Here is a 13,240-nt window from a genome sequence, read left to right as displayed (position 1 = left end):
CCCCGAGCGCCGCTTGGCGGGCCCCGTGACCGCGCCCGCCGGGACGTGCGTCCCGGCAGGCGCGGTCACGGTAACAAATGCCTTGTCGCAGGTCAGGGCTTGACGGCGACAATCAGCCAGTCGCCGAGGAGATTGTCGATGCGCTCCGCCTGCCGGATCGTGAATCCGGCCTCCTCCACGGACGCCCGGTACTGCGCCACGCTGGAGGAGGAGCTGTCCCCACGGATCAGCCCGTGGTTGAGGCGCTGGAGGATGTCGTGGGCGCTCTCGGACGCGGGGTCGGTCATCAGGTCGTAGATCACCAGGGCGCCACCCGGGCGCAACGCGCCGTGGATCCGACGCAGCAGCGCACGCCGCTGCGGGAAGGGCCAATCGGGCAACACGTGCCCGATGACCACCGCGTCGGCCGCGGGCAGCGGATCGGTGCGGAAGTCGCCTCCCTGGAAGCGGACCCGCCCGTCCAGGCCGCGGTCGGCCGTCAACTCCTCACACAGCGGCGCCAGCGCCGGTAGGTCGAAGACCGTGCCCGACAGGTGCGGGTGGGCCAGTGCCAGGCGGGTCGCCAGGTTTCCGCGCGCGCCGCCGATGTCGACGAAGGAGTGGTACGGGCCCCAGTCGACGCGGCGCGCGAGCTCGTCGGCGGTGAAGGTGGTGAAGGTGTCGAAATGCGCCATGATCTGACGGGCGCGTTCGAGGTCCGCGTAGTGCTCGGGATACGCCTCCGGGCCATGTGCCTCCGCCCCCGAGCCCGCCTCGCCCTCGCGCAGCGCCGTGGTGAGCCCGGCCCACACGTGGTAGTGCTTGCGGGCGTGCTGAAGGACGCTTCCGCCGAGGTACTCGGGGGCACCGGGCACCAGGAACGCGGTCGCCGTCGCGGAATTACGGTAACTGCGTGGGGGGCCGTCGTCCGCCTCCAGCAGCCCCACGGCGACCAGGGCATCGAGGAAATCCGTCGCCAGCGGGTGGGCCAGGGACAGCTTCCGGCGGACCTCGTCCACGGTCGACGGGCCGCCGGCGAGCATCTCGAACAGGCCCAGCTCCACTGCCGTGTGCAGGAGCTTGGCTTGGTGGTAGGCGGTGTTGAGCTGGAGAAGCGAGCGGGCCTGCTCGACCGAGGCAAGCGGTGGGAGGGGCATGGGGCTCCTTGGCCTGAGGTGATCACTGGGGGACGAGCGTGCTGCGAGGGATACGGCGGCGTTACGGCGTCGGTGCGCCGAACCAGGCGTGCAACGCCTCGGTCAGGCCGTCGACTCCGCCACCGGGCGTACCGGCCCAGCAGACGTACCCGTCGGGACGGATGAGCAGCGCGGTGAATTCGGCGGACGGGGCGCCGGGCGCCCTGACGGCGTTCACCGGGACGAGAGCGACCCGGTCCTTCCAGCCGGCGGCCGCGTCGGCCTGGCCGCGGTCCGGCGGCAGGGTGAGCAGCACCCCCCGGGCCTCATGGAAGAAGGAGCTGAGCCTGCGGCTGCCCTCGCCGGTGTCCAACAGCAGGTCCGGAACCCGTCGACCGGTCAGCGGATGCTCGCCGGGGAGGTCGTAGCGCACGTCCAGCGCCGAAATCAGGCCGGCCAGATAGCGGTTGGTCTCCGGTACGTGCAACAACTCGATCATCAGCTCCCGCAGCCCCTCGAACCGCGGGTCGGGATCGATGAGGACGGCTTGGGCGCGGGTGTTGCGCAGCACGCCCGCCGCGACGGGGCGCCGCTCGGACTCGTAGGTGTCCAACAGCCCCTCCGGGGCCGTGCCGGCGAGGGTCGCGCCCAGCTTCCAGCCGAGGTTGACGGCGTCCTGGAAACCGAGGTTGAGACCCTGCCCCCCGGCGGGGAGGTGGATGTGGCCGGCGTCACCGGCCAGCAGCACCCGTCCGTCCCGGTAGCGGGTGGCCTGCCGCGAGGTGTCGGTGAGCCGGGAGAGCCATCGCACGTCGTGCATCCCGAAGTCGCTGCCGGCCACCTCGGTCAGCGCGGCTCGTACGTCGTCCTCGGTCACGGCGGCGCGCCGGTCGGCGTAGGGGCGGTCGAAGAAGGCGACCGTTGCCCGGAAGATGCCGGGCTCCAGCGGGAAGGCCGCGAACCAGGCGCGGATATCGTGCCGCATCACGCCGTATGGCCGCATGGGCCCCATGCCCTCGCCATGCGGCAGCTCATCGCGGAACCGGGCGTCCGCAATCACCGCGAACATATGGGGCTCCTGGCCGGGGAAGTCGATACCCAGCAGCTTGCGGACGGTGCTTCCGCCCCCGTCACACCCCACCAAGTACGCGGCACTGACCTCGTACGGCCCGTCGGGCCCCTCGACAGTGACGGTCACGCCGTGCTCGTCCTGCGTCAGGCCGGTCAGGGCGTGGCCCCGGCGCAGCTGTGCGCCCAGGTGCAGGGCGCGCTCGGTCAGCAGCTGCTCGGTACGGACCTGGGGAACGAACAGGGCGTAGGGATGCAGGGTGTCGAAGGACTCGAACCGCAGCGGTACACCGAGGCTGGCGAAGTTGCCGCCGCGCAGCTTCGGGGCGTCCCGCAGAAACTCCGCGGCCAGCCCGCGCATCTCCAGCAGTTCCACGGTGCGCGCGTGGACGCCCAACGCCTTGGAGAAATCCACCGGTTGTGCGAGGCGTTCCAGCACCAGGGTTCGCACCCCGGCCAGTTGCAGCTCACAGGCGAGCATCAGACCGGTCGGTCCGGCGCCTGCCACCACCACGTCGTAGTCCACCACGGCCCTCCTCATGCAGGGATTTGCTTTCCGCGATGCATGCTGGCCCCGTGGCTTAGAGCCGCCGTCCAGCCGTAATCCGGGGCCTTGGCCATGTCGTCGGACTCCCGCCTGCCCCTCGTACTCGAAGGGCTCTCGAAGGTGACTTCGTAGCGTGTCCGCGACCCTACGAACATCGAAGGATGCGATATGCCGTTCACCCCGAAGGAAATCGCCTATTTGCGGTCACAGGGTTACGGTCGGCTCGCCACGGTCGGCGCGTACGGAGAACCGCACAATGTCCCCGTTTCGTTCCTCTTCGATGAGGACGACGGTGTTATCGAGATCACCGGAAGAAACATGGGCCGCAGCCGGAAGTACCGCAACGTGCTGGCCAACGACAAGGTTTCCTTCGTCGTGGACGACATTCCCTGCCGCGATCCGGAAGTCGTACGGGCCGTGATCATCCACGGGCGAGCACGGGCGCTGGCCACCGGAGGAAAGGCCCGCCGTGCGCAGTGCGACGAGGAGATGATCGTGATCCGCCCGATGCGGATCATCAGTTGGGGCATCGAGGGCAGCCTCGCCACCGGTGTGCACTCCCGCCGGGTCACCATCGAAGAGGAGGCACAGCGATGAGGGACATGCCCGAATTCCCGTGGGACGTCATCCTGCCGCACAAGCGCCGGGCGGCCGAACACCCCGGCGGCATCGTCAATCTCGCCCTGGGCGAGCCCGTCGACCCCACGCCACGCCCGGTACGGGACGCCCTCGCCGTGGCCTCCGACGCCCCGGGTTACCCCCCGACCGAGGGCACCGACGCCCTGCGCGAGGCAGCCGCCGGCTGGCTGCGCCGCCGTCTGGGGGTCAGCGTGGACCCCACGGCCGTGCTGCCCGCGGTCGGCACCAAGGAACTGATCGCCTGGCTGCCCACCATGCTCGGCGTCACCCCCGGCGACACGGTGGCCTTCCCCGAACTGGCCTTCCCCACCTTCGATGTGAGCGCCCGGCTCGCCGGAGCCACCTCCCGCCCCGTGGCCTGGCCGCCGGACCTGCCCGCGACGGAGCGCCCGGCGGTGGTCTGGCTCAACTCACCCTCCAATCCGGAGGGAAGGGTGCACTCTCCCGACGAGCTGCGCGCGCTGGTCGCCTGGGCCAGGGAACACGGCACCGTGCTCGTCAACGACGAGTGTTACATCGAGTACGGCTGGGACGGCCGGCCCTGCTCTCTCCTGGACCCGCGGGTGTGCGGGGGCAGCCACGAGGGGCTGCTGACGGTGCACTCGCTGTCCAAGCGCTCCAACCTCGCCGGCTACCGGGCCGGGATCTGCTCCGGGGACCCGGCCCTCATACGGCGGCTGCTCGGGATCCGCAAGCACGCCGGGCATGTCGTCCCCGCTCCCGTACAGGGCGCCATGCGCGCCGCGTTCGCGGACGACGCACACGTCGAGGAGCAGCGGGCGCGGTACGCGCGCCGTCGGCAGACCCTGCGCGCGGCGCTGCTCGCGGCCGGTTTCACCATTGAGCACTCGGCGGCGGGTCTCTTCCTGTGGGCGACCCGTGGAGAGTCGTGCTGGGCGACGGTGAAGGAACTCTCCGAGCACGGCATCCTCGTCGCCCCCGGCGTCTTCTACGGTCAGGCCGGGGAGCGCCATGTCCGCATCGCGATCACGGCGAGCGACGAGCGGATCACCGCTGCCGCCGCCCGCCTGCGATGAGCACCCCCGCTGCGGCACGCCCCGCCGCGTACCCCGCTGCCGGTCCGCGGCCAGTGGCGCTGCTGCTGCCCGGCCAGGGCTCGCAGCACCCCGGCATGGCCGCCGGTCTGTACGCGGCGGAACCGGCCTTCGCGGACGCGGTTGACGAGGTGCTGGACGCGATGGGCGGGGAGGGCGGACGCATACGGGACGACTGGCTCACCGGGACCGGCACCGCACCGGGCGGCCGGCGCGCGCTGGGCCACGGACTGCCGATGGACCACGTCCTGCGCTCCCAACCCCTGCTGTTCGCACTGGACTTCGCGTTCGGACGCCTGGTCGAGAGCTGGGGCATCCGGCCTGCCGCGCTGCTCGGCCACAGCATCGGCGAGCTGGCCGCGGCCTCCCTCGCGGAGGTGTTCACGGTGCGGGACGCCGCCCGAGTGGTGCTGGACCGGGTGGTACGGCTGGCGCAGGCACCACCGGGCGGACTCCTCGCGGTGGCGGCGGCCCCCGACAGGCTGGAGCCCTATCTGGGCGACGGTGTGGTGGTCGGTGCCGTCAACGCGCCGCAGCAGACGGTGCTTGCCGGGCCGGAGAACGCGCTGCGGGCGGTGGGCCAACGGCTGTGCGCCGACGGCCTGGCAGCCCGGCGCGTCCCCGCGCTGAGTCCCTTCCACAGCCCGGTGATCGCCCCGTACGCCCAGGGCGCCGAGCGCCTGCTGGCGTCGGTGGCGCGGCGCGAGCCCAAGGTACCGGTGTACTCGTGTTACACAGCGGCACCGCTGACGGCGGCCCAGTGCGCGAATCCCGCGTTCTGGGCCGCACAGCCCGTCGATACGGTGCGGTTCTGGCCGGCCCTGGACGCGCTGCTGACCTCAGGGGACCACGTGGTGGTCGAGGCCGGGCCCGGCCGGGGGCTGTCGAGTGTGGCCCGGCGCCACCCCGCCGTACGGCGCGGACGCAGCCGGGTGATCGCCTTGGCGCCGAAGGGCCAGGGCGTGCCGGAGGACGAACGAGCCTGCCTCGAGGCCGCGCGGGAGGAACTGCGGGACGAGGGGTACCCGGTGCCGTTGTAGGTGTGCACGCACCGGTACCGACGTGAGGTACGGAAATGAGGGGCGCCCCGCACGATCGCGGGCGCCCCTCAGCACTTCGTCCTGCGGCGCGGTCGTCACCCGTCCTCGTCATCGATGAGCGCCGCCGCGCGGGTCCAGCCCGCACCCGCGCCCGCGATCTTCACCGGGAAGCACGAGACCAGGAACCCGGTCGGGCCGGGCAGCGCGCCGAGATTGCTCAGCCGTTCGATCTGGCAGTATTCGCGCTCCCTGCCCACGAAGTGGGCCGGCCACAGCACCCCGCCGTCGCCGGTGCGCCGGTACTCGGTGAGCATGTGCCCGAAGGGGGCGTCCAGGCTGAAGGCGTCGGTGCCGATGACCTTCACCCCGAAGTCCAGCAGCAGATGGGTGGCCTGGGCGTCGAGCCCCGCGAACTCGCTGAAGTACGCGGGCGTGCCCGCACGTTGGTCGGCTCCGGTGTGCAGCAGCACGATGTCCAGGGGGCGCGGGTCGCGGCCGGCCTCGTCGAGCGCGCGCCGCAGTCGGCCGGCGCCGATGACCCCGGTCGGTGCGTCGGTGAGGTCCAGCTTGAGGCCGGGCCGCAGAAACCAGTCCAGCGGCATCCGGTCGATGTGGCGGGGAACGCCGTAGCGGGCCTTGGACCCGTAGTGCGACGGGGCGTCGACGTGGGTCCCGGTGTGGGTGGTCAGCTTCAGGGTGTCCAGGGAGAGCAGTTCGCCGTCGGGCAGCTCGGCCGGGTCGAACTCGATGCCGTAGTCGCGCCGCATTCCCTCGGCCATGTGGCGGCCGCCCTCGGCGGGAGAGAGGACCTGGTGTTCCACCGGGTCGATCTCCCACTGGTTCGCGTCCACGGTCGACGACAGATCGACAATGCGCATCACTGGCCTCTGTTCTCTCGTGTCAACACGACGTCATCCGCCGGTCGTTCACCAGCGGGGGTGGTGACGGATACGGGCGCAAGCCGGTCAGCGCAGAGCCGCTCCACCGTCCACGGTGAGGACCTGCCCGTGCAGTCCGCCCGCCTCCGGGCGGCACAGCAGCGCCACCACGTCGGCCACCTCTTCAGGGAATGCCAGGCGCCCGGTCGCGGTCCGTCGCTCCAACCGCTCCCGCACGTCGGCGGGCAGGGCGTCCGCGCCGGGGTCAGCCAGCTTGTCTGCCGCCACCGCGTTGACGGCGACGCCCCGCTCGGCCAGCTCCACCGCGAGATAGCGCACCAGGGTCTCCAGCGCGGCCTTGGCCATGCCCGCACCCGCGTAACCGGGCACCACACGATGTGCCCCCGTACTGGAGACCGCCACTATCCGGCCCTTACCCGGTGTCATCAACTCCCCGAGGCGACTGGCGCCGTACAGCAGCGGTCCGAGTGCCACGGCACCGTCGCGCAGCGACCGTCCGACGTGCGGGGCGGCGGTGGGGGCCGGGTGGAAGGAGGCGGCGCTGTGCACCAGGACGTCCAGCCGCCCGTGGGTGCGGCGGATGTCGTCGAGGAGCCGCACCACGCCGGCGGGCGTGCCGATGTCCGCCCGCACCAGGCGCACCGTGCCCCCCGCCTTGACGAGTCGCCGCTCCACGTCGAGTGCGGCGCGGCTGTCGTGGGCGTAATTGAGCAATACCTCGCAGCCCGCGGCGACGAGCTTGTCGGCGATGGCGCGGCCGAGGCCACCGGTGGCCCCGGTGACCAGGGCCACGGAGTCGCTGAGGGTGCGGCACGGTCCACCGGAGTGGTCCGCCGGGTGTGCTGTCGCCTCTGCTGTCGTATCCACTGTCATGGAAGTGCCTCCGTCATCGGTTTTGTCCACGTCGCACGGCCTCATTCGGCCCGCGCGTCCTGTCGTACGCCGCCGTCCTCGTGCCGTGGTGACTGCGCTGCTGTCTGCTCGGGGATCAGATGGAGGCCGCGCAACATCTCCTCCATGGCCTCGGCGGTGGCGAACGGCGCCTTTGCCGCGAGGTAGCCGTCCGGCCGGATCAGTGCCCAGCCGCCGGGGGGAACGCCGAGGCCGCGCCGCAGAGCGCCGTCCGGATCGGGCAGGACGTCCGGCTCGTCCTGTCCCCCGGTGCCCGGACGGACGCGGTGCACGGATACGGCCCGGCCGAAATGCCGCTCCAGACGCTCCCCTGCAGCCCGGTCGACGGTGTGCTGGTCGGGGGCCTTGTGCCGGGCGGGGGCGCGGCCGGAGGCATCCGGGGCCGTCGGGAACAGCAGCAGGGTCCAGCGGGGATCGGTCAGCGCCGCGCGGAGCGCCCGCCACCCCGGATGGTCCGCTTCGTCCCGCGCCGTACACCCCACGCGGTGCCCCGGCTGCACACCACGGTCCGCGCCCGGGGCCGGGGCGGGGCTGAGCGGTCCGTCCCCGTAGTGCAGCGCGAGACCGGAGAGGCCCGCCATGATCCGGTGCTCGACCCGCCGCTTGACCGGTCGCAGCGCTTTGAGGGCGGTGAGCCCCACCGGCATGAGCACGGGAGCGGCCGCGTTGCGCAGCGCCACGAGCGCGGTCGCCTTCCGGGTCGACGAGAGCAGCCTGCCGCCCACCGGGAGGCGCTCGGCGGCGTAGGAATCGAGCAGGGTCTCGTGGGCATGGCCACGGACGACGTCGGCCAGCTTCCACGCCAGGTTGTAGGCGTCCTGCATCCCGGTGTTCATGCCCTGGCCAGAGGCAGGGCTGTGGACATGCGCCGCATCCCCGGCCACGAAGCAGCGGCCCGAGCGCATGGCGGTGATCATGCGCTGCTGTACTCGGAAGACCGAGATCCAGGTCGGCTCCCCGACCGTGACCGGGCGGCCGAGCGCAGCGGAGATCTTCTCCCCCAGTCGCCGGCGCACCGCCTCCGTGTCGCCCGCCGCGTCCGTCTCCTCGGTGTCCACCACCCGCCATTTGCCCGGGTCCGGGAAGGGGACGAGCAGGACGGTGCCGGAGCCGGTATGCAGCAGATGGTTGCTGTCGCGCGGCAGGTCCGCGTCCAGCACCACGTCCGCGTTCAGCCAGGTCCGGGTGGCATCGCCGACCAGGCGCAGCCCAAGCCGGTCGCGCACGGTGCTGCGCGAGCCGTCCGCGCCCACCAGCCAAGGCACCTCGACCTCTTCTTCGACGGTCGTCCGGGTACCCTCCTCGCCCGCTGCCGCCCGACCGGGGGCGGTGCTGCCACGCCGCAGCCGGGCGATCACCCGCTCCCCGTCCGGCCGGCAGTCCGCCAGCTCCACCCCCCACTCGATGGTCACCCCCAGTTCTGCCAGTCGGCTCCTGAGGACCTCCTCCGTACGCACCTGATCCAGCATCAGGGAGAAGGGATAGCAGGTGTGCAGGCGCGTGTAGTTGGTGTCGAAGCAGATCAGCTCGCGGCCGCGCAGATGCAGCGTGAAGTGTGTGACACGCTGCCCGCGCGCCAGCAGCGCATCGGCCAGCCCCATCTGGTGGGCGATCTCCAGTGTGCGCGGATGGACGGCCAGTGCACGGCTGGTCGTCGCCGGGCCCGACGCCCGGTCCACCACCCGCACCCGCACCCGTCTGCGGGCCAGTTCATGGGCGAGGGTGAGGCCGACCGGGCCGGCACCGGCGATCAGCACCTCGCTGCGGCCGCCCGCCGTGGACCGGCGCGGTGCCCGGCGGGCAGGCCGCCGCGGCTCAGTCGGCATGCCGCGCCTCCGCGAATTCCTTGGCGAGGGCGAGCGTGGCGGCGCTGTTTCCGCCGACCGCCTCGCGGACGTACGTCCGTGCCTCGGCCGGCGTCGCGCCCTCGCCGACGACGGCGGGGATGGCCGCCGCGTTGAGCCGGATGGTGTGCTGCGACGTGACCCGCAGCCCGTCACCGGTGTCCGCCACCGTCCACCGGCCGGTGTGCAGGGTCATCAGCGGCGGGGTGGTCACCTGCTTGTAGACGATGGTCCGCTCGGCGGGGAAGCAGACCCGTACCGATGCGGTGGTGTGCTCCGAGCCGTTGCCCGCGCGGGTCACCATGGTCATCTGCTGGATGCCGTCCGAGGGTTCGGCCAGTTCCATACGCGCGACATGGGGGAGGCGGTGGGGCCACTGGTCGGCGTCACGCAGGAAGCCGTACACCGTGTCAGCCGGGGCGTGCACCGTCTCGTGGTCCTCGAAGGAGAACAGCAGCTCGTCCGGCTCCCGCCACCCCTCCGCCAGGGCCTTGATGTTCTGGAGCTCGGTGGTGCTGTTGCGGTCGGTGGCTGAGGTAATCCACTCCACGTTCCCGGGAAGGTCGTCCACCGCGGCGAAGTCATGGTGCAGCGTCAGTGTGCTGGTGCCGCCGGGCCGGTCCTCGATGACCCACTCCCCGCCCATCGCGGCGACGGGAGGGGAGCAGACCTCCTGGCGGAAGATCACCCGCCGCCGGACCGGGTCCAGGGTGCGATGCGACGTCCAGTGTTTGACCTCGTCGTTGGCGGTGGCCCAGAGGTGCAGCCGCTCATCGCGGGGGCCGAGTTCCTCGCGCCGGACGTGGACGGTGGGGGTGAAGCGCTGCGGCCAGGACGCGGCGTCGCGGACGAGCGCGTACACCCGGTCGGCCGGGGCCTCGACGGCCGTTTCATGGACGGTGTGGTGGATGCGGGGCGCGGGCATGGGCTTCCCTTCTCATGACTGTGAGGGCTCATGGCACGGCGGAAGGCGTGCGGTGGGGTTCAGTAACTGCCCAGTCCGCCACAGACGTTGAGGGCCTGCGCGGTGATGGAGGCGGCCTCGTCACCCACCAGATAGCCCACCAGCCCGGCCACTTCCCCGGGGGTGGAGTAGCGGCCCAGCGGGATCTTGGCGTTGAAGCGGGCGAGGACCTCGTCCTCAGTGGTCTGCCAGGTGGTGGCATACGCCTGCCGGACGCGGGCGGCCATCGGGGTCTCCACATATCCCGGGCACACCGCGTTGACGGTGATCCCGCAGGTTGCCAGTTCCTTGGCCAGGGCTTTGGTGAAGCCGATCATCCCGCCCTTGGACGCCGAGTAGGGCGCGCCCAGCGGCACACCCTGCTTGCCGCCGGTGGAGGCGATGTTGATGATCCGCCCCCACCCGGCCTCCTCCATGCCTCCTGTGGTCAGGACCTCGCGGGTGACCAGGAAGGTGCTGTTGAGGTTCGTGTCGATCACGTCGTACCACAGCTCGTCGGTGATCCGGGAGGTGGTTCCGCCGCCGTTGCGGCCCACGTTGTTCACCAGGACGCCCACCGGGCCGAAGCTGTCGACGGCCGCGCGAACCACCCGGCTCACCGACTCGCGCGAGCGGACGTCCCCCTCGCAGCCGTCCACCTCGTACCCCCGGGCCCGCAGGTCCTTGACCACCGTCTCCACGGTGTCGCGACTGCGGGCGCAGAGGAACACCCGCAGCCCGCGGGCGGCAAGGGTCTCGGCCACGGCCAGGCCGATGCCGCTGGTGCCGCCGGTGACCAGGGCCGTGGCGGGGGGTGTGGCGGTGCTGCTCATGGGGCTCCTCCGGTGGTGTGAGGTGTGTCCGGGGTACGGCGCACCACCAGCGTGCAAGCGAGGGTTCGAGGCGGAACCGACCGCGGTTGGGGCCGTGGCCGGGCCGACCACGGTCGTCGGCTCGCCGGTTCGCCGCTCTAAGACGGGTCGAAGCGGTGCTGTCACGCTCACGGCGGGTGGCCGCCCACCGCGCGGCCGCCGGAGAGGAGATCCCATGTCACCGTCGAAGCGGCCCCCGTCGGGCTCCGCATCGCCCGTCCTCCCCGTCGACGACGCGCTCTATCAGGAGATCCAGCACTTCTACGGCCGCCAGATGCGGTTCCTGGACCAAGGCATGATGGAGGAGTGGGCAGCGACCTTCACCGAGGACGGGGTGTTCACGGCCAACGCCCACCCGGAGCCGTCCGTCGGCCGCGCCGCCATCGCCGGCGGCGCCCGCAAGGCCGCCGCACAGCTGGCCGAGCAGGGGCTCCAGCGCCGCCACTGGCTGGGCATGCTGGAGGCCGACAAACAGGCCGACGGCACTATTCACGCCCGTACGTACGCCCTGATCCTCAGCACCCCGCGCGACGGTCAGGCTTCCGTGCACCTGAGCACCACCTGTGACGACGTGCTGGTGCGGGAGGAGGGCCGGCTGCGCGTCCGCCGCCGCGAGGTCCGCCGGGACGACCTGCGGTGACGTACGCCATGGAGGAGACCGACCCGGAGCACGGCCGGGCGGGGAATCCGCGGCCGGCCGGCGAGGGCGACAGCACCGCGACCGGCGCCCCTCTGGAGACCATCGACCACCTCGTGGGCGGCCCACGGATCGACGATCTGCTGCGACGGGCCGCCCGACGTGCCCCCGGCCGGCTCGCACTGAGCGGCCCGTCGGGAGCGCTGACCTACGCCGCTCTGGACGAGCGGGTGACCCGGTGCGCCGCCGCGCTGCGGACTCTGATCGGCGAGCCCGGCCCCGGCGCAGTGGTCGGGATCGCCGCGGCGCTCGACCTGCCCTTTGCGCTGGCGTACTTCGGAGCCGCCCGGGCGGGGCTGGTCAGCGCCATGTTCAATCCGCTGCTGCGCGAGGAGCGCCTGGCGCACGTCCTGACGTCCTCAGGCGCCCGGGCAGTGATCGTGCCGCCCGCCATGTACGCGCGCATCCAGGCGGTCCGTCCCGCACTGCCCGCCCTGCGCACCGTGGTGCTCACCCATCGGGAGGCGGAGTACGAGGAGACGACGCGGCGGATTCCCGCGCTCGACGAACTGGTCGACCGGGCCGCGCCCGTGGCACCGCCGGCCGCGTCCGACGCCGGGGCGGTGGCCAATCTCCAGTTCACCAGCGGCACCACGGGCGCCCCGAAGACCGTGCAGCTCACGCACCGGAATCTGACGGTGAACGCGGCCCAGACGGCCCACGCCCACCGGCTGACCGAACACTCGATCCTGCTGAACAACCTCCCGTCCTTCCACCTGATGCACCTCAACATCGCGGTCACCGTCGCGGCGACCCACGTCCTGTGCCCTGGGGACGACGGTGAGCAGGCGGTGCGGACGGCGGCCCGGCACGGGGCAACGCACTTCTACAGCCTGCCGGTCCGGCTCTCCCGCCTGGCCGCGCACCCGCGCCTGGCCGGCCTGTCCGTGCCCACGCTGAAGGCGGTGCTTTCCGGAGGCTCCGCATTGCCCGCCCGTACTGCCGACCTCCTGGGCGGGCACTTCCGGGTGCCGGTCGTTCAGGGGTACGGGCTCGCTGAGACCTCACCGTCCACGCACTTCGACAGCCTGGACCACCCGGTCACCGGCTCCTCGGGGCCGCCCGTCCCCGGTACCTGGTGCCGGATCGTCGACCTGGACACCCGAGCCGTGCTTCCGGTCGGGGAACGCGGTGAAATCCAGGTCACGGGACCGCAGTTGATGAAGGGATACCTGTCCCGCCCTCCGGAGGAGGCCGTGGAGCCCGGCGGCTGGTTCTCCACCGGGGATATCGGCTACGCGGACGCGGACGGGCGGCTGTTCGTCGTCGACCGCGTCAAGGACGTCTTCAAGTGCGACAACTGGCTGGTGTCGCCGCTGGAGATCGAGCACGTCCTGCTCCGCAGCCCGGACGTCGCCGATTGCGCGGTCTTCGACCACCCGGACGAGTACAGCGGGGCCGTGGCGCACGCGCTGGTGGTCCTCAAGGGCTCCGGTGCCGACCCCACCGCCGTCACCCGCTTCGTCAACGACCAGCTCCCCTACTACCAGCACATCCGGTACCTCGACGTGGTCGAACGCATCCCACGCTCACCCACCGGCAAGATCCAGCGTCGTGAACTGCGGGACGCCACCCTCACCCGGCATGCCCCGGACTGACCGCGGCGCCC

At 71.9% G+C, this 13,240-nt stretch carries 12 protein-coding genes; 5 read left to right on the top strand and 7 right to left on the bottom strand.

Translation table 11 applies throughout. The features are described from left to right. Positions 1–92 precede the first annotated feature (92 nt). On the bottom strand, positions 93–1,136 hold the full coding sequence (locus tag TU31_RS22925; RefSeq protein ID WP_042157822.1) for a methyltransferase: 1,044 nt from the start codon (positions 1,134–1,136) through the stop codon (positions 93–95). Between the two features lie 61 nt (positions 1,137–1,197). Continuing rightward, the gene (locus TU31_RS22920; RefSeq protein ID WP_052719013.1) at positions 1,198–2,712 is read right to left on the bottom strand and encodes an FAD-dependent monooxygenase; all 1,515 of its coding nucleotides are present in this window, start codon (positions 2,710–2,712) and stop codon (positions 1,198–1,200) included. Positions 2,713–2,898: 186 nt separating this feature from the next. On the opposite strand from TU31_RS22920, the gene TU31_RS22915 reads away from it, so the two are divergent. Genes TU31_RS22915 through TU31_RS22905 form a run of 3 tightly spaced genes read left to right on the top strand, consistent with a single transcriptional unit; the run spans position 2,899 to position 5,464 of the window. Further along, entirely contained in the window at positions 2,899–3,327 is a 429-nt protein-coding gene (locus TU31_RS22915; protein WP_042157818.1) for a PPOX class F420-dependent oxidoreductase, read from the top strand. Then, a complete protein-coding gene (dapC, locus tag TU31_RS22910; protein ID WP_042157816.1) occupies positions 3,324–4,406 on the top strand; it encodes a succinyldiaminopimelate transaminase in 1,083 nt (360 codons plus the stop codon). Before TU31_RS22915 ends, dapC begins: the two co-directional genes overlap by 4 nt. Beyond that, positions 4,403–5,464: an acyltransferase domain-containing protein gene (locus TU31_RS22905; RefSeq protein WP_042157814.1), complete on the top strand. Its 1,062-nt coding sequence runs from the start codon at positions 4,403–4,405 to the stop codon at positions 5,462–5,464. Before dapC ends, TU31_RS22905 begins: the two co-directional genes overlap by 4 nt. A gap of 95 nt (positions 5,465–5,559) precedes the next feature. On the opposite strand, the gene TU31_RS22900 is transcribed toward TU31_RS22905, so the two are convergent. The 5 genes from TU31_RS22900 to fabG form a co-directional block, all read right to left on the bottom strand. Beyond that, a complete protein-coding gene (locus TU31_RS22900) occupies positions 5,560–6,342 on the bottom strand; it encodes a cyclase family protein (protein ID WP_042157812.1) in 783 nt (260 codons plus the stop codon). Positions 6,343–6,429: 87 nt separating this feature from the next. Then, the gene (locus TU31_RS22895; protein WP_078885961.1) at positions 6,430–7,236 is read right to left on the bottom strand and encodes an SDR family oxidoreductase; all 807 of its coding nucleotides are present in this window, start codon (positions 7,234–7,236) and stop codon (positions 6,430–6,432) included. A gap of 41 nt (positions 7,237–7,277) precedes the next feature. Then, positions 7,278–9,101, bottom strand: a complete 1,824-nt coding sequence (locus TU31_RS22890) for an FAD-dependent monooxygenase (RefSeq protein WP_078885910.1) — start codon at positions 9,099–9,101, stop codon at positions 7,278–7,280. Continuing rightward, entirely contained in the window at positions 9,091–10,044 is a 954-nt protein-coding gene (locus TU31_RS22885; protein ID WP_042157803.1) for an aromatase/cyclase, read from the bottom strand. The genes TU31_RS22890 and TU31_RS22885 overlap by 11 nt, the downstream gene beginning before the upstream one ends. 59 nt (positions 10,045–10,103) lie before the next feature. Beyond that, entirely contained in the window at positions 10,104–10,895 is a 792-nt protein-coding gene (gene fabG, locus TU31_RS22880; protein WP_042157801.1) for a 3-oxoacyl-ACP reductase FabG, read from the bottom strand. 214 nt (positions 10,896–11,109) lie between these two features. Between fabG and TU31_RS22875 the strand changes: the two genes are divergently transcribed. Beyond that, on the top strand, positions 11,110–11,574 hold the full coding sequence (locus TU31_RS22875; RefSeq protein WP_042157799.1) for a nuclear transport factor 2 family protein: 465 nt from the start codon (positions 11,110–11,112) through the stop codon (positions 11,572–11,574). Beyond that, positions 11,571–13,229: a class I adenylate-forming enzyme family protein gene (locus tag TU31_RS22870; protein ID WP_245698643.1), complete on the top strand. Its 1,659-nt coding sequence runs from the start codon at positions 11,571–11,573 to the stop codon at positions 13,227–13,229. The genes TU31_RS22875 and TU31_RS22870 overlap by 4 nt, the downstream gene beginning before the upstream one ends. Positions 13,230–13,240 lie beyond the last annotated feature (11 nt).

This window comes from Streptomyces lydicamycinicus, from assembly GCF_000829715.2.
Classification (GTDB): Bacteria; Actinomycetota; Actinomycetes; order Streptomycetales; family Streptomycetaceae; genus Streptomyces; species Streptomyces lydicamycinicus.
The sequence above is the reverse complement of the archived record's forward strand: the minus strand, read 5'-3'. Positions and strand labels throughout refer to the sequence as shown.

What these genes read in the sequence shown, in the direction of transcription:
- TU31_RS22890 (WP_078885910.1), bottom strand. Translation starts at nt 9,101, where the DNA reads ATGCCGACTGAGCCGCGGCGGCCTGCCCGCCGGGCACCGCGCCGGTCC.
- TU31_RS22875 (WP_042157799.1), top strand. Translation starts at nt 11,110, where the DNA reads ATGTCACCGTCGAAGCGGCCCCCGTCGGGCTCCGCATCGCCCGTCCTC.
- TU31_RS22885 (WP_042157803.1), bottom strand. Translation starts at nt 10,044, where the DNA reads ATGCCCGCGCCCCGCATCCACCACACCGTCCATGAAACGGCCGTCGAG.
- TU31_RS22925 (WP_042157822.1), bottom strand. Translation starts at nt 1,136, where the DNA reads ATGCCCCTCCCACCGCTTGCCTCGGTCGAGCAGGCCCGCTCGCTTCTC.
- TU31_RS22900 (WP_042157812.1), bottom strand. Translation starts at nt 6,342, where the DNA reads ATGCGCATTGTCGATCTGTCGTCGACCGTGGACGCGAACCAGTGGGAG.
- dapC (WP_042157816.1), top strand. Translation starts at nt 3,324, where the DNA reads ATGAGGGACATGCCCGAATTCCCGTGGGACGTCATCCTGCCGCACAAG.
- TU31_RS22915 (WP_042157818.1), top strand. Translation starts at nt 2,899, where the DNA reads ATGCCGTTCACCCCGAAGGAAATCGCCTATTTGCGGTCACAGGGTTAC.
- TU31_RS22895 (WP_078885961.1), bottom strand. Translation starts at nt 7,236, where the DNA reads ATGACAGTGGATACGACAGCAGAGGCGACAGCACACCCGGCGGACCAC.
- TU31_RS22905 (WP_042157814.1), top strand. Translation starts at nt 4,403, where the DNA reads ATGAGCACCCCCGCTGCGGCACGCCCCGCCGCGTACCCCGCTGCCGGT.
- fabG (WP_042157801.1), bottom strand. Translation starts at nt 10,895, where the DNA reads ATGAGCAGCACCGCCACACCCCCCGCCACGGCCCTGGTCACCGGCGGC.